This window comes from Brachybacterium sp. YJGR34, assembly GCF_003347015.1.
GTDB lineage: Bacteria > Actinomycetota > Actinomycetes > Actinomycetales > Dermabacteraceae > Brachybacterium.
Genome location: NZ_PNFB01000011.1, coordinates 61,412 through 79,669, shown reverse-complemented (window position 1 = coordinate 79,669; position 18,258 = coordinate 61,412). Strand labels below are relative to the sequence as shown.

Genomic DNA, 18,258 nt, shown 5'->3' with positions numbered 1-18,258 from the left:
GCCCCGCGAGGCGAGGTGCGACACCTCCACCGGTCCTGCACGACACGGGGCAGGGGCAGAGGCAGGGGGCTCAGGGGAACAGCGAGATCGGCGCGACGATGTCCGCGTACAGCAGCAGGACCGTCATGACGAGGAAGGCGGCCGCGACCGCATAGGTCACCGGGAGCATGCGGGAGGTGTCCACCGGGCCGGGGTCGCCCCGTCCACGCAGCCGGGCGATCCGCCGGCGTGCACCCTCGAGCAGCGCCCCGGCGACGTGCCCGCCGTCGAGCGGGAGCAGCGGCACCAGGTTGAACACGAACAGAGCCATGTTCAGCGAGGCGAGCATGGAGATCATGGTGCCGGCCTTCTCGCGCAGCGCGAAGCCGGGCTCGTCGGCGGCGGCGACCTCGCCCGCCAGCCGGGAGACGCCCACCACCCCGATCGGGCCCTCGGGATCGCGCTCGGCGGTGCCGAAGGCGGCCTCGCCCACCTCCCACAGGCGCACCGGCAGGGTGAGCACGATCTGTCCCGTGCGGACGAACGCGTCCCAGGCCATCTCGGGCACCACCGCCGGGGACTGCGGGACCAGATCCGGGGTGCCGGCCACGCCGAGGAATCCGACCTCCTCGGTGACCAGCTCGCCGTTCGGGTCGCGGACGGCGGCGCCGTCCTCGTCGAGGACGGGGCGCTCGTCCAGGATCGGCGTCGCCTGGACGGTGAGGATCTCGCCGTCGCGCTCGAGGACGATCTCCACGCTCTCGCCGCCGCTGGCGCGCACCGCCTCGGTGACGTCCGCCCACTCCTCGATCTGATGGCCGTCGATCACCTCCAGCGTGTCACCGGGCTCGATGCCCGCGGCGAGCGCGGGGGCGGGCGGTCGGCCCTCGCAGCTGACGTCGGCGGGGGCGTCGGCCGGGACCACGCACTCCGAGACCGACTGCACCGTCGGCGTCACCGCGGGCAGGCCGATGCCGCAGACCAGCACCACCATCAGCAGCAGCGAGATCAGCAGGTTCATGCTCGGGCCGCCGAGCATCACCACGAGCTTCCTGGGCACGCTCAGCGCGACGAAGGTGCGCCCGGCGTCCTCAGGACCGTACTGAGAGGAATCGTAGGCCTTGGCATCCTCCGACAGCTCGGTGACCTGCTGGAGCAGTCCCGTGGAGTCCTCACGGATGGTGCCCTCGGGCTCGCCCCGGTGCGGCGGGTACATGCCGATCATGCGGATGTAGCCGCCCAGCGGGATCGCCTTGAGGCCGTACTCCGTCTCCCCGCGGGTGCGGGAGAGGACCGTGGGACCGAAGCCGATCATGTACTGGGTGACGCGGACGCCGAACAGCTTGGCGGGCACCAGATGGCCCACCTCGTGCAGGGCGATCGACAACGCCAGCCCCGCGGCGATGACGAGCACGCCGAGCACGAACAGCAGCACGCTCAGCTCTCCCGCGCCGCGAGCAGGGTGCGGGCCGCGTCACGGGCCCAGGTCTCCAGGGCGAGCAGCCCCTCCACCCCGTCGGCACGCCCGACGCGGGGACGATCCGGCAGAGCGAGGACCTCCTCGATCAGCGCGGTGATGCCCAGGAAGCTCAGCGAGCCGTCGAAGAAGGCGTCGACGGCCTCCTCGTTGACGGCGTTGTACACGGCCATCGCGCCGCCGCCCTCGCGGTGGGCGGCGCGGGCCAACGCGATCGCGGGGAAGGTCTCCTCGTCCACCGGCTCGAAGGTCCAGGTCTGGGCGGCGGAGAAATCGAGCGGGGTGGCGAGGCCGGGGAGCTTCTCGGGGTGAGCGAGGGCCCAGCCGATCGCGTGGCGCATGTCCGGCGGGCTCGCCTGGGCGATCGTCGAGCCGTCCACGAGCGTGACCATCGAGTGGACAATCGACTGCGGGTGGACGACCACCCGGACCCGCTCCTCCGGCAGCGCGAACTGGTAGCAGGCCTCGATGACCTCGAGCGCCTTGTTGACCAGGGTCGCCGAGTTGGTGGTGATCACGCGCCCCATCGACCAGGTGGGGTGGGCGAGCGCCTGCTCCGGGGTGACGGCGCGCAGCTGCTCCCGGGTGCGTCCCCGGAAGGGGCCGCCGGAGGCGGTGACCTCGAGGTGGTCGATCTGATCGTGGCGCACGCCCGCGAGGGCCTGCGCGATCGCGGTGTGCTCGGAGTCGACCGGGAGGATCTGGCCCTCGGCGGCGGCCGCGGTCACCAGCTCGCCGCCGACGACCAGGGACTCCTTGTTCGCGAGCGCGAGCCGCGCGCCGGAGGACAGCGCCGCAAGGGTGGGCAGCAGCCCCACCGAGCCGGTGATCGCGTTGAGCACGACGTCCTCCGCGCCGAGCGCTCCGGCGAGGTCCACGACGGCGGCGGGTCCGGCCTCGATCCGCGGCGCGCGGACGCCGGCCCCGGCGCAGGCGGCGAGGACGGCTCGCTCGACGGTCTCGGCGCGGGCGGGGTCGGAGATCGCCAGACGCTCCGGGCGGCTCTCGAGCACCTGTGCGGCGGCGAGCTCGGGGCGACCGCCTCCCACGGCGAGGCCGTGGACCCGTGCCACGTCCGGGTGGCGCTGCAGCACCTCGAGGGTCTGGGTGCCGATGGAGCCGGTCGCCCCGAGCAGGACGAGCCGGCGCCCGGGGCTGCGGGGCGTCACGGCACGGAGGCCATCACGTCCGCGACGTGGTCGAGGTAGACGTCGACCACGGCCTCCCGGTAGCCCTCGGCCCCGCGCCGGCGGCGGAAGGCCGCACGGCGCACGTCGTCGACGCTCATCGGGTGACCGTCGGTGAAGTAGGCGACCAGCTGATCGCAGAGCGCGTCGACGTCGGCCTTGTCGTAGGCGGCCTCGCCGTTCGCGGCCGGGGCGAAGCGGTCCCCGGCGGGGCGCTCGAGCCGGGACTTGAGGACCTCGGCGCGCTCGGTGAGCTGGGCGACCCAGACGTCCTCCCCCTGCTCGGCGATGGCGTCGTCCCGGGCCTGCAGGGCGAAGGCGTCGGAGAGACGGTCCAGCGCCTCGTCGACCACGCGCATGTCGTAGCCGCCGCGCTCGGTGCCGAAGCTCGCGGAGGTGATGTCCGCGCCGGTGAACGACGGGTCCCTGCCCTCGTAGGCCGTGCGGGCGCGGGAGAGGAACTCGTCGACCTCGCGCATGTCGTATCCGACGCTGAAGCGCGAGACACGCTCGAACGATGTGCTCACCAGTGGATCCTTCCTCGGTGCTGACTCTCCCCCACTGTAGCGATGCGGGAGGCGGGGATCGGGGAGGCGGCGGGCGCCGCGGACGGCGGGGCGCTCACTCGGCCCCGCTCTGGGCGACCGCCTCGACCCGGGCCACGCGGGCCTCGCGGTCCGCTCGATGACCGTCGGTCTCGATGACCTCGGCGGCGAGCTGGCCGCAGGCGCCGTCGATGTCGGAGCCGCGCGTGTCGCGGATGGTGGCCGAGATGCCGTTGGCCCGCAGGGTCTCCACGAACCGCTTCTCCACGAACGGGTCGGAGGCGGTCCACTTCGACCCCTTCACCGGGTTCAGCGGGATCGGGTTGACGTGGATCCAGTGCGCCCCGCCCTTGGAGATCAGCCGGTCCGCGAGCAGCTGGGCGCGGTGCTCCTGGTCGTTGATGTCCCGGATCAGCGCGTACTCGATGCTGACGCGCCGGCCGGTGGTCTCGAAGTACTCGTAGGCGGCATCGAGGATCTCGTCGACGTCGAAACGGGTGTTGATCGGGACCAGCTCGTCGCGCAGCGCATCGTCCGGGGCGTGGAGGGACACCGCGAGGGTGAGCGGGATCCGCTCCTTGGTGAGCCTCCGGACCGCCGGGGCGAGGCCGACGGTGGAGACGGTGATGTGGCGGGCCCCCATGCCGAAGCCCTCCGGCGCCGGGGCGTTGAGCCGGCGGCACACGGTCGCCACCGGGCGGTAGTTCGCCAGCGGCTCGCCCATCCCCATGAACACGATGTTCGACACGCGACCGGGTCCGCCGGGCAGCTCGTCGCGCGAGAGCATGCGATTGGCGATCCGCACCTGCTCGAGGATCTCCGCGGCGGAGAGGTTGCGGGTCAGGCCCATCTGCCCGGTGGCGCAGAAGGGGCAGTTCATGCCGCATCCCGCCTCGGAGGAGATGCACAGCGTGACCCGGTTCTCGTAGCGCATGAGGACCGACTCGACCATCGAGCCGTCGAACAGCTTCCACAGGAACTTCTGGGTGGCGCCGTGATCGGAGCTCTGGCGGGAGACGACGGTCAGCAGCTGCGGGAAGAACCGCTCGACCAGCTCGTCGCGACGGTCCTTGGGGAGGTCCGTGAGCTCCTCGGGATCGGTGGTGAAGTGCTCGAAGTAGTGGACGGAGAGCTGCTTGGCGCGGAAGCCCGGCAGTCCCATCTCCTCGACGGCGGCGATGCGCTCGGCCAGGGTGAGATCCGCCAGATGGGCGGGCGCCTTGCCGCGGCGGGCCGGGCGCAGCTGCAGCTCGCCCGGGGCGAGGGCCACCTTCTGGCCGGGCACCGCCTCGCGGGAGAGGTCCGGGAGCGCGGTCGGTGGTGCGAGCGGCGTGGGCGCGGCGGGGCGCCGGGCGGGATCGGCGGGGTTCATGGCAGCAGGACCTCCAGCAGGATGTAGGTGGTGGGGGCGGCGAGCAGGATGGAGTCCACCCGATCCAGCACTCCCCCGTGACCGGGCAGCAGGTGGCCCATGTCCTTGATGCCGAGGTCGCGCTTGAGCAGCGACTCGGCGAGATCCCCGCAGGTGGAGACGATCACCAGGACCACGCCGATGATCACGGACGTCCACCACGGGAGGTCCAGGGCCAGGGTGCCCACCGCGGTGACGCTCGCCGTGCCCAGCAGCAGCGAGCCGACGAAGCCCTCCCAGCTCTTCTTGGGGCTGATGCTCGGCGCCATCGGATGCTTGCCGAACAGCACGCCGGCCACGTAGCCGCCGACGTCATTGCCCACGGGTCCCAGCACGGCCAGCAGCACCAGCAGCGGGCCCTGGTCGCGCTCGAACAGCAGCAGCATGAAGCAGCCCATGAACGGCACCCAGGCCAGGGAGAACACCCCGGCGGAGACGTCGCGCAGGGCGCTGAGCCCCATCGACTCGCTCACCCGCCACAGGATCAGCATGCACACCGCGATCGCGGTGGAGATCAGCAGCCCCTCCGTGCCGAAGACCTCGGTGGAGATCACCATGCCGACGACGCCCACCAGCAGCGGCATCGCCGGGACCCGCAGGCCGCCCTGGGCGAGGGCACGCGTGATCTCCAGCATCGCCAGCACCATCGCGACCGCGACCACGACGGGGAAGGCACGGGGCACCACGAACACCGCCGCCAGCACGATCGCGCCGAGCCCGACCCCCACACCGATCGCGGCGGGCAGATTGCGGCCGGGTCCGCGCCGCGCCGGCGGCTCGGGCGCACCGGCGACCGCCTCGACGGGGGTCGAGGCGGTCGCGGAGCCGGACGGGTCGGGGTCGGTGCTCACGTGGTCGCGGGGTGCGGTGGCGGGACGGGGCTCAGATGGTCTCGAGCTCGGTCTCCTTGGCCGCCAGGGCCTCGTCGATCTGCTCGGTGAACTTCTTGGTGATGGTCTCGAGCTCCTTCTCGGCGCGCGTGCCCTCGTCCTCGCCGATCTCCTTGTCCTTGACCAGCTTCTCGATCGCCTTCTTGGCGTTGCCGCGGGAGCCGCGGACCGACACCCGGCCGTCCTCGGCCTTGGTGCGGGCGAGCTTCACGTACTCCTTGCGGCGCTCCTCGGTGAGGGCGGGCAGCACCACGCGGAGGTTGTCCCCGTTGTTGGTGGGGTTCACGCCGAGGTCCGACTCGCGCAGCGCCGTCTCCACGGCCTGGGTGGCGGACTTGTCGTAGGGCGTGACCAGCACGGTGCGGGCCTCGGGGAACTGCAGGGAGGCGAGCTGGTTCAGCGGCGTGGGGGCGCCGTAGTACTCCACGGTGATGCCCTGGAACATCGCGGCGTTCGCACGGCCGGTACGGATCGCGGTGAACTCGTCCTTGGTCACATCCACGGACTTGCTCATCTTGGCCTGGGCATCCTTCAGGATGCTCGAGGTGTCGTCGCTCACGGGGTGCTCCTCGGTTCTCGGTGGGTGTTCGGCGTCCATTGTCCCGCATCGGGCGCGGGAGGGTGATGCGGGGCCGCTACTTGGTGACGACCGTGCCGATGCGGTCGCCGCGCAGGGCGCGGGTGATGTTGCCGGGGCTGTCGAGACCGAAGACCATCATCTGCTGCCCGTTGTCCATGCAGAGGCTGAAGGCGGTGGAGTCGACGACCTTGAGGCCGCGCTGGAGGGCGTCGTTGTAGGTGACGTGCTCGAGCTTCCTCGCCTCCGGGTTGGAGCGCGGATCGGCGTCGTAGACCCCGTCGACGCCGTTCTTCGCCATGAGGACCTCCTCGCAGCCGATCTCCAGCGCGCGCTGGACGGCGACGGTGTCCGTCGAGAAGTAGGGCATGCCGGCGCCGGCGCCGAAGATGACCACGCGGCCCTTCTCGAGGTGGCGCACGGCGCGCAGGGGGATGTACGGCTCGGCGACCTGACCCATCTCGATCGCGGTCTGCACGCGGGTGGAGACGCCGCGCTGCTCGAGGAAGTCCTGCAGGGCCAGGCAGTTCATGACCGTGCCGAGCATGCCCATGTAGTCGGCGCGGCGGCGGTCCATGCCGCGCTGGGAGAGCTCGGCGCCGCGGAAGAAGTTGCCACCGCCGACGACGATCGCGCACTCGACACCTGCGGCGACGCCCTCGGCGATCTCTCCGGCGATGCGGGAGACCACATCGGGGTCCACTCCGACGGCACCGCCGCCGAAGGCCTCTCCGGAGAGCTTCAGGAGCACTCGCCGTCCGTCCTCCCTCCGGGGGAGAACGGGTATCGGTGACGTGATGGTCTGGGCCTTGCCGCCCCTCCCGCGCGGGGCCCGCGGCCCTGATACCGGCGCGGCCCCGCACCGATGGTGCGGGGCCGCGGGGCGGTGGCCACGCTCACGCGTGACCGGGGGTGCGGGCGGTGGGCCCGCTCCCGGGGATGTCAGCTGCCGACGCGGAAGCGGACGAAGCCGGTGATCGTGCCGCCCGCCTCCTCGACGACCTGGCCGACGGACTTCTTGGCGTCCTTGGCGAAGGGCTGGTCCAGCAGGACGTTCTCCTTGAAGAACCCGTTCAGGCGGCCCTCGATGATCTTCGGGAGCGCCTTCTCGGGCTTGCCCTCGTTCTTCGCGGTGTCCTCGGCGATGCGACGCTCCTCGGCGACGGTCTCCTCGGGCACCTCGTCCCGGGTGAGGTAGGTCGGGGTGAAGGCCGCGATGTGCATGGCGACGTCGCGCGCGACCTCGGCGCCGGCGGAGTCGGTGGCGACGAGGACGCCCACCTGCGGGGGGAGGTCCTTGTTGGTGCGGTGCATGTACTCGGTGACGGCCTCGCCGGAGACGCGGCCGATGCGACGGACCAGGATCTTCTCGCCCATGGTGGCGCCGGCCTGCGTGAGCGCCTCGCCGAAGGCGGTCGCGCTCAGCTGCTCGGGATCGTTCGCGCCGGACTCGACGGCGGCGGCCACGGCCTCGTCGCCCAGGGCGACGAACTTGTCGTTCTTGGCCACGAAGTCGGTCTCGGAGTTGAGCTCGAGCAGGGTGCCGGTGCGGCCCTGCTCGGAGTCGCGGATGTCGACGGCGATGAGGCCCTCGGAGGCGGTGCGGCCCTCGCGCTTGGCGATGCCCTTGAGGCCCTTGACGCGGATCAGCTCCACGGCCTTGGCCTTGTCGCCCTCCGCCTCGTCCAGCGCCTTCTTGACGTCGAGCATGCCCGCGCCCGTCGTCTCGCGGATCTCCTTGATGTCTGCTGCCGTGTACTTGGCCATGTTCCTCTTCCTTGTGGGAGCTGCTGCGGGAGGTGGCGGGAGGCGGGGTGCGCCTCCCCGTGGAGGGGCCCGGGAGCGAGCGGATCGCTCCCGGGCCCGTGGATCACTCGGCGGAGGTCTGCTCGGCCGGAGCCTCGCTCGCCTCGGCGGTCGGCGCGGCGGCCTCGGCCTCGGCGGGCTTCTCCGCGGCGGGCTCCGCCGCGACGGACTCCTCGGCCGGAGCGTCCTGCTGCTGGACCTCGGACTGCTTGAGCAGCTCCTGCTCCCACTCGGCCAGCGGCTCGGCGTCGACGGCGGAGACGTTCTTCTCGCCGCCGGCGGACTTCGCGTGACGCTCCTGGAGGCCGGCGGCCACCGCGTCCGCGATGACCCGGGTCAGCAGGGTGACGGAGCGGATCGCGTCATCGTTGCCCGGGATCGGGTAGGCGATCTCGTCGGGATCGCAGTTGGTGTCCAGGATCGCGACGACCGGGATGTTGAGCTTCTGCGCCTCGTCGACGGCCAGGTGCTCCTTGTTGGTGTCCACGATCCACAGGGCGGAGGGTGCCTTGCCCATGTCGCGGATGCCGCCGAGGGTCTTCTCGAGCTTGTCCTTCTCGCGGCGCATCATCAGCAGCTCCTTCTTGGTGCGGCCGGAGGAGGCCACATCCTCGAAGTCGATCTGCTCGAGCTCCTTGAGGCGGTTCACGCGCGCGGAGACCGTCTGCAGGTTGGTGAGCATGCCGCCCAGCCAGCGCTGGTTCACGTAGGGCATGCCCACGCGGGTGGCCTGCTCCTGCACGGACTCCTGCGCCTGCTTCTTGGTGCCGACGAACAGGATGGTGCCGCCGTGGGCGACGGTCTGCTTGACGAAGTCGTAGGCCTTGTCGATGTACGACAGGGTCTGCAGGAGGTCGACGATGTAGATGCCGTTGCGCTCGGTGAAGATGAAGCGACGGACCTTCGGGTTCCACCGACGGGTCTGGTGACCGAAGTGGACGCCGCTCTCCAGGAGCTGGCGCATGGTGACGACTGCCATGATGGTGTCCTCTGTTTCCTGGGCCTGGGCTCGCACGGCTCGCCCGGAGGCGTCCGCGGTCGTCGCGCAGGACCCGCTTTCTCGGTTGTCCCCCGACACCGGTCGGTGCGGGGCCTGGTGCCCGGGTGCCGGCCGCCCCGAGCGCTCCCGCACGCGAGGTGCGGGCCGACGAGGACCGGTGGCCGACGAGCCCTGGAGGGCACGCGAAGTCATCCGGACGGACCGGATGCTGCGTGCAGTCTATCCGACGTCTCCGCCGCTCCGCGCGCGTTCTGCGTCACCCCGGCGGGGGTGTCGCCCGGGGTGCGATGCGTCCTCCCCAGCCCTGCTCCGTCCCCAGCATCGCGCGGGCACGGACGATGCCGCGGCCCCGGGGCGAGGATGCGCGACATGACCGAGGCCTCCTCCCCCGACCTGCCCCGAGCGGTCCGCCGCTCCCCCGCCCTCCGGCACCGCGCCGCGGACGCCCACCCGTGGGCAATGCGCGGGCTGCTCGCCGTCCTGTGCCTCGCGCTGACCTGGGCGCTCGCGGACACCGCCCGGGCCGAGGGCGAGCGCTGGCGGTGGCCCGTCTCCCCGCCCGAGGTCCTGGTGCCCTTCGACCCTCCCGAACACGACTACGGTCCGGGCCACCGCGGGATCGACCTCGCGGTGACCGGCGAGGGCTCGGCAGTGCGAGCGGTCGCGTCGGGCACGGTGCGCTTCGTCGGGGCGGTCGCCGGGCGGTCGGTGGTCTCCGTGCTCCACGCGGACGGACTGATCTCCACCTACGAGCCGGTCGCCGGCGTGGTCGAGGAGGGTCGGCGGGTGGAGGCCGGCGCGGTGCTCGGCACGATCTCCGCCCCCGGTCCCCGCCCGCACTGCCCGGGCGCGGAGTGCCTGCACCTCGGGGCGCGGCGCGGTGGGACCTACCTCGATCCGCTGCTCCTGCTGGGCGGGCGCGGGCCCAGCGTCCTGCTGCCCTGGGACGCGGATCCCGCGGCCCCGCCCGCCGCCGGCGTGCGTCCCTCCCTCGCCCGAGGCGTTGCTCCGCTCAGGCGCGGGGGTGGGCCTGGTCGATCGTGCGGCGCAGCCGCTCGGCGCTGACGTGGGTGTAGATCTGCGTGGTCGCGAGCGAGGAGTGGCCCAGGAGGTCCTGGACGCTACGCAGATCGGCACCGCCCTCGACCAGATGGGTGGCGGCGCTGTGCCGCAGGGTGTGGGGGGTGATGTGCCGGGTGAGGCCCGCCCGGGCGGCGTGGCGGTCCACCAGGGTGCGCACCGCCCGGTCGCCGAGGCGGCCGCCGCGCACGCCCAGGAACAGGGCGTCGCCGGCGCGGGAGGGGCCGCGCCCTGCTTGGTCGCGCAGGACCGGGCGGCCCTCCTGCTCCCACCGGTCGATGGCCTCGAGTGCGGGGATGCCGACGGGGACGACGCGCTCCTTGTCGCCCTTGCCGAGGACCCTGACCGTGTGCTGCTCGCGGTCGATCCCCGAGCGGTCCAGGGCGACCAGCTCCGCGACGCGCACCCCGGAGGAGTAGAGCAGCTCGAGCACGGCGGCGTCTCGCAGCAGGACGGCCCGACGGACCGGATCGTCGGGGGCGTCGGGCTGGTCGTCGGCGGGAGCGAGTCCGTCGAGCAGCTCGGCGGCCTGGTCGCCGGAGAGCACGGTGGGCAGGTGCCGCCCTCGTTTCGGGGCGCGCAGTCTCCCGCCGACGTCGTGCGGGATCCGGCCGGTGGCGGCCAGCCAGGTGGTCAGGGTGCGGGCGGCGGCCGCGGACCGGGCGAGGGTGCTCGGGCTCGCGCCGGTCCCGGCGCGCTCGGCGAGCCAGGAGCGCAGGGCGGCCAGGTCCAGCTCGACCAGGTCGATGCGCTCGACCTCCCGCAGGTGGGTCAGCAGGCTCCGCACCTCCCGCCGATAGGCGCGCACGGTGTGCTCCGAGCGTCCCCGCTCCAGGCGGAGGTGCTCGGCGAAGGCGTCGACGACCGCGTCGTCGCCCGGCTCCCGGTCGGTGCTCATCGCCCCAGTCTGGCGCATCACGGGCACCGGGAGGCGGCTCAGCGCGGCGCGCGGGCGCGCCGCACCCGCTCTCCCGTGCGCTCCACGAGGCCCAGCAGGGCCAGCCGGGCCGTCGCGGCCTCGACCTCCGTGACGGTGAAGCCGATGTCCCCCGCGATCCGCGGCACGGTCCGGGCCGAGCGCGGCGGGACGGCGTCGAGCACCCGCCGGTCCGCCGGCGAGAGCAGGTCCAGCTCGTCCTGCACCGCGAAGCCGCCCTCGCCCGCGGCGGGACCGCCGGGCAGCAGGTCCAGCAGCTCGTCGGGCTCGGTGACCAGCACCGCGCCCCGCTCGCGGATCAGGCGATGGCAGCCGGCGCTCGCGGCCGAGGTGACGGGGCCGGGGACGGCACCCACCGGCCTCGAGAGCAGATCGGCATGGCGTGCGGTGGACAGGGCCCCCGAGCGCCAGCCGGCCTCGACCACGACCGTCGCCCGGGTGAGGGCGGCGATCAGGCGGTTGCGGGCGAGGAAGCGCCACCGGGTGGGCGCGGTGCCCGGCGGAGCCTCGCTGACCAGGAGATGCCGCGCCCGGATCCGGGACAGCAGCTCGGTGTTGCCGCGCGGGTACAGCCGGTCCAGTCCCCCCGCGAGCACGGCCAGGGTCGCGCCGTCCCCGGCCGCGAGGGCGCCGCGGTGGGCGGCGGCGTCGATGCCGTAGGCCCCGCCCGAGACCACGGTGCCGCCGCGGGCGGCGAGATCCGCCGCCAGTCGCGCGGCGACGTCCTCCCCGTAGGGGGTCGCGGCGCGGGAGCCGACCAGGGCCGCGCAGCGCGTGCCCACGAGCTGGTCGAGACGGCCCGGGCCGTGCAGCCAGAGGCAGTGCGGTGCCGTGGCCTGCAGGTCGTCGAGCCCGGCGGGCCATTCCGCGTCCTGCGGGACGATGACGCGCAGGCCGCGCCGCTCCGCGTCCTGGAGCACGGCGTCGATGCTGATCCCGCTCCGCCGTCGCCGCCACCGCTCGACGGCACGCTCGGCGCGCGCCTGGGGCGAACGACCGGTGGGCTCGGCCGGATCGCCGGGCAGGGTGCCGCCCAGGGCGTCCAGCAGCTCCTTGCCGCGCCCGCGATCGACGAGCGCGAGCGCACCGCGGGCGCCGAGGGCCTGACGGGCCAGCAGGGCGATGCCGTCGGACGGCTCGGCGATGACCGACCAGGTGATCCGGGCGCGCCGTTCCTCCGGGTCCGAGGCGGAGTCGCCGGCGCGGGTCGCGCCGTCGGGTCGGGCAGTGTGCGTCATCGGAGTTCTCCTTCGCGCAGGGTGAGGGCCTGGCCGATGTGCTGGGCCCCCGGCCGGTCGGCGCCGTCGAGGTCGGCGAGGGTCCAGGCCAGGCGCAGCACCCGGTCGTGGCCGCGCAGGGTGAGGCGCCCCTGGGCCACGGCGTGGTCGAGCAGCCGGCGCTCCTCGGGGGCGGGGGCGAACTCGCGGCGCAGGAGCGCGCCGGGGACCTGGGCGTTGGTGGACCAGCCGCGGCCCGCGTAGCGATGCTCCTGCCGCCTGCGCGCCGTCCGCACCCGGGCGGCGATGACGGCGCTGCACTCACCCGTCTCCCCCGCCTCACGGCGGAGGTCGACCGGTCCCACCGGCACCCGCATGTCCACCCGGTCCAGGACCGGTCCGGAGAGCCGGGCGAGATAGCGGCGGCGCTGCATCGGCGTGCATCGGCAGTCCGCGCCCCGGCCCCAGGCGTTGCCGCAGGGGCACGGGTTCGCGGCGAGCACCAGCTGGAAGCGCGCCGGGTAGCGGGTCACGCCGCGAGTGCGGTGCAGGGTGATGTCCCCGGTCTCGAGCGGCTCGCGCAGCGCCTCCAGGACCCGCGCGGGGAACTCCGGTGCCTCGTCGAGGAAGAGCACGCCGGCGTGGGCGCGGGAGATCGCGCCCGGTCGCGCGAGACCGGGTCCTCCGCCGACCACCGCCGCCGCGGAGGCGGTGTGGTGGGGGTTCTCGAAGGGCGGTGCCCGCAGCAGGCCCGCGCGGGCGTCGAAGCTGCCGTCCACCGAGCGGATCGCGGACAGCGCGAGCGAGTCCTCGATGCCGAGATCGGGCAGAACGCCGGGGAGGCGGGAGGCGATCATCGTCTTCCCGGCGCCGGGCGGGCCGATCAGGAGCAGGTGGTGGGCGCCGGCGGCGGCGACCTCCGCGGCGCGCCGGGACTGCGCCTGGCCGATCACATCGGCGAAGTCGGCCCGCGGTGCGGGGGCGGAGCGCGGTGGTGACGGGGCGGACAGCGCGGGGCGCGGTCTCCTCGGCCGCGGGGCGACATCGGCCCCGACGCGGCGCAGGAGCGCGGCGAGGTCCGTCGCGCCGCCGACCTCGATGCCCTCGACCAGCTGCGCCTCGGCGAGGTTCTGCTCGGGCACGACGGCGCGGCGCGCCCCGTGGTCGCGGGCCGTCAGGAGGGCCGGCAGCACGCCGGGGACGGGGTGCAGGGCGCCGTCGAGTCCCAGCTCTCCGAGCAGCACGAGCCCCTCGGGCAGCGGCGTGGGCAGGTCCCCCTGGGCGTCCACGATCGCCAGCGCGATCGCGAGATCGAAGCCCGAGCCGCGTTTGGGCTGCCAGGCCGGGCTCAGGTTCACCGTGATCCGTCGCTGGGCGAGGTGCACACCGCTGCGGGCGGCGGCCGCCCGGACCCTCTCCCGCGCCTGGAGGGTGGAGGAGTCGGGCAGGCCCACGAGGGAGAAGGACGGCAGGCCGGAGGAGACATCGGCCTCGACCTCGACCAGGGTGCCCTCGAGACCGGCGAGGGACACGGAGAGGGTGCGCGAGTGGCCCATCAGGACACGCCCTCGAGGTGTTCGAGAGAGAAGGTGCCCTCGAGGTGGGCGTGGACCGCGATCACGTCGATGCGGACGTCGCGGTGCGGCGTGGAGCGCTCCATGAGGTACTGCCCGGCGAGCAGGCGCAGGCGCCGCAGCTTGGCGGGGGTGACGGCGGCCTGCGGGACCCCGGTGACGAAGGTCCGGCGGGTCTTGACCTCGACGAAGACCAGCGTGGCGTGGTCGAGGGCCACGATGTCGATCTCGCCGCGGCGCAGGCGGAGGTTGCGCTCGACGATCTGCCAGCCGCCGGAGCTCAGGTGCGCGGTGGCGAGGTCCTCCCCCGCTCGGCCGAGCTGCGCGGTGGACATCGTCCGCACCTGTTCCGGCCTCGGGGGCGCGAGCGGCCCCTGGAGAGGCGGGGAGGCGGCATCGCCGACGATGCGACCGCCTCGTGGTGGAGACGGCGGCGCGGGGCGGGGGCGCGCGGACCGGCGGCGCGGGGATCCGGGGGCGGTGGCGAGGGAGTTCATGCCCGCCAGCGTGCTCCCGCGGGATCGGCCGTGACAGTGCCGGTGCCGCGCTGGGGACGGCGGGGGCCTGTGGAGGAAAGATGGGCTCGCCGCCGCGCCGGCAGGGCGCGGAGCGCCGGCTCGCGGCGACCGCCACGCCCCGCGGGCCGCGGGCGGGATGCGCTACGGCAGGGAGATGTCCTGCTTGTTGAGCTCCTCGACGTTGACATCCTTGAAGGTCACCACGCGCACGGAGCGGACGAAGCGGTTGGAGCGGTAGATGTCCCAGACCCAGACATCGGCCAGGCGCAGCTCGTAGAACACCTCGCCGCCGCCGGAGCGGACCTGCAGATCGACCTGGTTGGCCAGGTAGAACCGGCGCTCGGTCTCCACCACGTAGGTGAACAGGCTGACCACGTCGCGATACTCGCGGAACAGCTGGAGTTCGAGGTCGGACTCGTAGTTCTCGAGGTCCTGGGCGCTCACCGACGCTCCTCCTCATCCTGCAGGGGCCACTGGTCGTCCCACAGTACGCCAGCGGTGCTGGGTACCGGCTCCCGGCCCACGGGCCGCTCACGGACGCCGGCCGGGACGAGGGCCGGTGCCGAGCCGAGGCGCCAGCTGCGGCGATGGTGCTCGCAGGTCCCGAGGGCGGCGATGGCCTCCCGGTGCGCCGCGGAGCCGTAGCCCTTGTTGCGCGCCCAGTCGTAGCCGGGGGCGAGGGTGTCGAGCTCGACCATGCGCGCGTCGCGGGCCACCTTGGCCAGGATGCTCGCCGCGGCCACGCTCGCGCAGTCCCGATCCGCCTTGACCCGCAGCTCCACCAGCGGCGCGGGCCGCCCGGCCGCGGCCAGCGGCGCGGAGAGCAGATCCACGGTCCCGTCCAGGAGGATCGCGTCCGCCGCGACCTCGAGCGCGTCGAGGGCCCGCAGGGCGGCGCGGGTCATCGCCGCGACGATGCCCGCCTCGTCGATCTCCGCGGCGCTCGCCCAGCCCACGGCACCGGCCCGGGCCGCGGCACGGATCGGGTCGACGAGGGCGTCGCGCCGCCGCGCCGTGAGCGCCTTGGAGTCGCGCACGCCCTCCGGCAGCGGCGCGGCGCGGCCGTCGACGATCTCGATCGCGCAGGCGCCGATCGCGACGGGTCCGGCCAGCGCCCCGCGGCCCACCTCGTCCAGGCCCACCACGATGCGCGACCCCTGCCCGCAGCGGGCGGCCAGGGCGCGCTCGTGGTCGAGGGTGGGGACGACGGCGCTCACGGCTGGTCGGGGACGTCGGCGAAGCTCGCGCGCCCCTCGCCCAGTCCGGACCAGCGGTTCGCGGGCCAGAACACGACCTCGGCCTTGCCGGTGATGTCCGACTCGTCGACGTAGGGCGGCTCGCCCTGGTGCTCGTGCCACGCGGAATCGGCGGAGGCATAGCGGTTGTCGCCCATGACCCACACCTTCCCGTCGGGGACGGTGACGTCGAAGGCGGCCTGGCAGGCGGGGGTCTGGGGGTTGATGTACGGCTCCTCGACCTCGGTGCCGTTCACCCGCAGCGCGCCGCCCTCCTCCTCGCAGACCACGTGGTCGCCGGGCAGGCCGATCAGGCGCTTAACGAGGTGGTCCTGGGAGGGGTCCGGGGCGAGGCCCACGAGGCTCAGCGCCATCATCACCCGCACCCGGGGGGTGGGGTTCTCGGTGGCGTCGCCGGGGATCCAGTCGTCCGGGTCCTCGAAGACGATGACGTCACCGCGCTGGACGTCGAACACCCCGGGGGTCAGCTTGGAGACCAGGATCTTGTCGTCCTCCAGCAGCGTCGGGTTCATCGACGCCGAGGGGATGTAGAAGGGCTGGATGAGGAAGGTCTTGACCAGCACCGCGATGATGAGGGCGACGACCATCGTGACCAGCGTGTCCAGCCACAGCGGCATACGCTGACGGCGGCTGCGGCGGGCACCGCGACCGTGGCCGGTCGCCGCCTCCTCCGCTCCGGGATCCCCAGCGGACGCAGCGTCCTCGGAATCGGACACTGCGCGGCGGGAGGCATCGGACGCATTCATCGCCGTGATCCTATCCGCAGACCCTGCGAATCAGAGCGCCGCGCGGCGAGGCCATGGCCACACGATGCGATCCACCTCGCCGACCACGCGCTCGACGGGGATCATCCCCCCGCCGGGCGCGCCCAGCAGGTGGCGGGAGTCGGTGGAGTCCGCCCGATTGTCGCCGAGGACGAACATCCGTCCCTCGGGCACCTCGAGGTCGAACTCGATCGTGCTGGGCGCGGTCCCCGCCGGGAGGTAGGGCTCCGGCAGCGGCTCGCCGTCGAGGAGGAGGGATCCGGAGGGGTCGCAGCACTCCACCCGGTCGCCGCCCACGGCGATGACCCGCTTGACCCAGTACCGGTCACCGCCGTCCGCCGTGGGGGCGAAGTAGCCGGTCCCGTCGAACACGACGATCTCGCCGCGCCGCGCGCTCCCGCGCTCGCCGCGGTCCGCGAGGATCACGTCGCCGCTGCGCAGGACCGGCTCCATCGAGGCCGACGGCACCTCGAAGGGACGGACCACGAGATGCCGGACCAGGCCCGCGGCGACCAGCAGCAGCACGACGCAGACGGCGGCGGCCACCACCGGGTGGGGCCGCCGCCGTCCGCTCGCGCTGGCGCGGGTCATTCCTGGGATCCGGGGAGGATCAGGAGTGGGTGCGCTTCTCCTTGATGCGGGCCTTCTTGCCCGTGAGGTTACGCAGGTAGTACAGCTTCGCGCGGCGCACGTCGCCACGGGTGACGACCTCGATCTTCTCGATCGTCGGGGCGTGCACGGGGAACACGCGCTCCACGCCGACGCCGAAGGAGATCTTGCGGACGCGGAAGGTCTCGCCCACGCCGTGGCCCTGGCGGGCGATGACGTAGCCCTGGAAGACCTGGACGCGGGAGCGGTTGCCCTCGACGACCTTCACGTGCACCTTGACGTTGTCGCCGGCGCGGAAATCGGGGATGTCGTCGCGCAGCGACGCCTTGTCGAGCTCGTCGAGCTTCTGCATGGTGTGTCTCCAGCCCTCCGCCTCAGGTCGGACGGCATCGTTCGCGGGAGCCCCGAGCGGGGCGTCCTCCATGAACCGTCGATCCGGCGAGGAGCGGACCCCTCGTGCCGGCGTGCTGGGCCTCTGGCGGCGACTCCCATCGCCACGGATCTGCCCGACCGCTGATCGCGCCCTCCCCTGAGGCAGAGGGTCGCGCGGTGCGCACGAGCGCTCATTCTGCCAGTGCCGTCGCGGGGCGGCAAGCCCAGCACCTGACGGCGTCGCTGGTCAGCAGGCCGGGCAAGTGTCGGATCGGTCACGCGGAGCGCAACGGCGGGCGCCTCAGCGCGAGGCGTCGCCGCCGGCTTCCCCGAGCAGGTCGGGCCGGCGCCGTCGGGTGCGCGCGAGCGACTGCTCGCGTCGCCAGGCGGCGATCCGTCCGTGGTCCCCGGACAGCAGGATCTCGGGGGTCTCGCGGACCACGCCGGCGGGATCGGTCCAGCGCGCGGGCCGGGTGTAGAGCGGGTACTCGAGCAGCCCCTCGGAGTGGGACTCCTCGACCAGCGACTCCGCATTGCCGACCACGCCGGGGACCAGGCGCACCACGGCCTCGGTGAGGGCGAGCACGGCGACCTCCCCGCCGTTGAGCACGTAGTCCCCGAGGGAGGTCAGCGCGACCTCCCAGCCGCCGTCGGCGAGGTGCTCGTAGACGCGCTCGTCGATGCCCTCGTAGCGTCCGCAGGCGAAGATCAGCCAGTCGCGCTGCGACCAGTCCTGCGCCGTGGACTGCGTGAACGGGACACCGGCCGGATTCGGGAAGACCACCAGCGGCTCGCTGTCCTCGCCGAGGGACTCCCGCCCGGCCTCCCGCACCGCCGCGAAGGCCTCCGCCCAGGGCTCGGGCTTCATGACCATGCCGGCGCCGCCGCCGAGCGGGGTGTCGTCGACGGTGCGGTGGCGGTCGTGGGTCCAGCGGCGCAGGTCGTGGACCTGCACGTCGACGAGGCCGTCGCGGCGGGCCTTCCCGATCAGGGACAGCTCGAGCGGGGCGAGGTACTCGGGGAAGATGGTGATGACGTCGATGCGCAGCGCCATGGCGA

At 73.5% G+C, this 18,258-nt stretch carries 20 protein-coding genes; 1 reads left to right on the top strand and 19 read right to left on the bottom strand.

All coding sequences use genetic code 11. The features are described 5' to 3' along the window. Positions 1–70 precede the first annotated feature (70 nt). The 9 genes from CXH06_RS11110 to rpsB all read right to left on the bottom strand — a co-directional run bounded on the left by CXH06_RS11110 (position 71) and on the right by rpsB (position 8,851). Positions 71–1,414, bottom strand: a complete 1,344-nt coding sequence (locus CXH06_RS11110; protein ID WP_114855253.1) for an RIP metalloprotease — start codon at positions 1,412–1,414, stop codon at positions 71–73. A gap of 2 nt (positions 1,415–1,416) precedes the next feature. Next, positions 1,417–2,625: a 1-deoxy-D-xylulose-5-phosphate reductoisomerase gene (dxr, locus tag CXH06_RS11105; protein WP_114855252.1), complete on the bottom strand. Its 1,209-nt coding sequence runs from the start codon at positions 2,623–2,625 to the stop codon at positions 1,417–1,419. Beyond that, positions 2,622–3,170 carry a DivIVA domain-containing protein gene (locus CXH06_RS11100; RefSeq protein WP_114855251.1) on the bottom strand — a complete coding sequence of 183 codons (549 nt, stop codon included), beginning with the start codon at positions 3,168–3,170 and terminating at the stop codon, positions 2,622–2,624. Before CXH06_RS11100 ends, dxr begins: the two co-directional genes overlap by 4 nt. A 94-nt stretch (positions 3,171–3,264) precedes the next feature. Next, a complete protein-coding gene (gene rlmN, locus CXH06_RS11095) occupies positions 3,265–4,560 on the bottom strand; it encodes a 23S rRNA (adenine(2503)-C(2))-methyltransferase RlmN (protein WP_114855250.1) in 1,296 nt (431 codons plus the stop codon). After that, the gene (locus CXH06_RS11090) at positions 4,557–5,450 is read right to left on the bottom strand and encodes a phosphatidate cytidylyltransferase (RefSeq protein ID WP_114855249.1); all 894 of its coding nucleotides are present in this window, start codon (positions 5,448–5,450) and stop codon (positions 4,557–4,559) included. Before CXH06_RS11090 ends, rlmN begins: the two co-directional genes overlap by 4 nt. Positions 5,451–5,481: 31 nt before the next feature. Beyond that, positions 5,482–6,048, bottom strand: a complete 567-nt coding sequence (gene frr, locus CXH06_RS11085) for a ribosome recycling factor (RefSeq protein WP_114855248.1) — start codon at positions 6,046–6,048, stop codon at positions 5,482–5,484. A gap of 76 nt (positions 6,049–6,124) precedes the next feature. Beyond that, positions 6,125–6,817, bottom strand: a complete 693-nt coding sequence (gene pyrH, locus CXH06_RS11080; protein WP_232820315.1) for a UMP kinase — start codon at positions 6,815–6,817, stop codon at positions 6,125–6,127. Between the two features lie 191 nt (positions 6,818–7,008). Further along, a complete protein-coding gene (gene tsf, locus CXH06_RS11075; protein WP_114855246.1) occupies positions 7,009–7,833 on the bottom strand; it encodes a translation elongation factor Ts in 825 nt (274 codons plus the stop codon). 103 nt (positions 7,834–7,936) lie between these two features. Then, the gene (gene rpsB / locus CXH06_RS11070; protein ID WP_114855245.1) at positions 7,937–8,851 is read right to left on the bottom strand and encodes a 30S ribosomal protein S2; all 915 of its coding nucleotides are present in this window, start codon (positions 8,849–8,851) and stop codon (positions 7,937–7,939) included. Positions 8,852–9,241: 390 nt separating this feature from the next. Here rpsB and CXH06_RS11065 point away from each other — a divergent pair, with 390 nt between their 5' ends. Then, positions 9,242–9,937, top strand: coding sequence for a murein hydrolase activator EnvC (locus tag CXH06_RS11065; protein ID WP_114855244.1), 696 nt, complete (start codon positions 9,242–9,244; stop codon positions 9,935–9,937). Here CXH06_RS11065 and CXH06_RS11060 read toward each other — a convergent pair. The 10 genes from CXH06_RS11060 to trmD form a co-directional block, all read right to left on the bottom strand. Beyond that, positions 9,885–10,850 (bottom strand): tyrosine recombinase XerC, encoded by a 966-nt coding sequence (locus CXH06_RS11060; protein ID WP_114855243.1) that lies wholly within the window; start codon positions 10,848–10,850, stop codon positions 9,885–9,887. The genes CXH06_RS11065 and CXH06_RS11060 overlap by 53 nt on opposite strands. Before the next feature lie 38 nt (positions 10,851–10,888). Continuing rightward, the gene (gene dprA, locus CXH06_RS11055; RefSeq protein WP_114855242.1) at positions 10,889–12,127 is read right to left on the bottom strand and encodes a DNA-processing protein DprA; all 1,239 of its coding nucleotides are present in this window, start codon (positions 12,125–12,127) and stop codon (positions 10,889–10,891) included. Continuing rightward, positions 12,124–13,662 (bottom strand): YifB family Mg chelatase-like AAA ATPase, encoded by a 1,539-nt coding sequence (locus CXH06_RS11050; RefSeq protein WP_114855241.1) that lies wholly within the window; start codon positions 13,660–13,662, stop codon positions 12,124–12,126. The genes dprA and CXH06_RS11050 overlap by 4 nt, the downstream gene beginning before the upstream one ends. After that, complete coding sequence (locus CXH06_RS11045) at positions 13,662–14,015, bottom strand: YraN family protein (protein ID WP_232820314.1); 354 nt, start codon at positions 14,013–14,015, stop codon at positions 13,662–13,664. Before CXH06_RS11045 ends, CXH06_RS11050 begins: the two co-directional genes overlap by 1 nt. 324 nt (positions 14,016–14,339) lie before the next feature. Beyond that, complete coding sequence (locus CXH06_RS11040) at positions 14,340–14,642, bottom strand: DUF2469 domain-containing protein (RefSeq protein WP_114855239.1); 303 nt, start codon at positions 14,640–14,642, stop codon at positions 14,340–14,342. Beyond that, entirely contained in the window at positions 14,639–15,415 is a 777-nt protein-coding gene (locus tag CXH06_RS11035; RefSeq protein ID WP_114855238.1) for a ribonuclease HII, read from the bottom strand. Before CXH06_RS11035 ends, CXH06_RS11040 begins: the two co-directional genes overlap by 4 nt. After that, positions 15,412–16,200 (bottom strand): signal peptidase I, encoded by a 789-nt coding sequence (gene lepB, locus CXH06_RS11030; RefSeq protein ID WP_114855237.1) that lies wholly within the window; start codon positions 16,198–16,200, stop codon positions 15,412–15,414. Before lepB (CXH06_RS11030) ends, CXH06_RS11035 begins: the two co-directional genes overlap by 4 nt. Positions 16,201–16,230: 30 nt before the next feature. Next, positions 16,231–16,809: a signal peptidase I gene (gene lepB / locus CXH06_RS11025; protein ID WP_114855236.1), complete on the bottom strand. Its 579-nt coding sequence runs from the start codon at positions 16,807–16,809 to the stop codon at positions 16,231–16,233. Between the two features lie 19 nt (positions 16,810–16,828). After that, positions 16,829–17,179 (bottom strand): 50S ribosomal protein L19, encoded by a 351-nt coding sequence (rplS, locus tag CXH06_RS11020; RefSeq protein ID WP_114855294.1) that lies wholly within the window; start codon positions 17,177–17,179, stop codon positions 16,829–16,831. A gap of 321 nt (positions 17,180–17,500) precedes the next feature. After that, complete coding sequence (trmD, locus tag CXH06_RS11015) at positions 17,501–18,253, bottom strand: tRNA (guanosine(37)-N1)-methyltransferase TrmD (RefSeq protein ID WP_232820313.1); 753 nt, start codon at positions 18,251–18,253, stop codon at positions 17,501–17,503. Between the last annotated feature and the right edge of the window lie 5 nt (positions 18,254–18,258).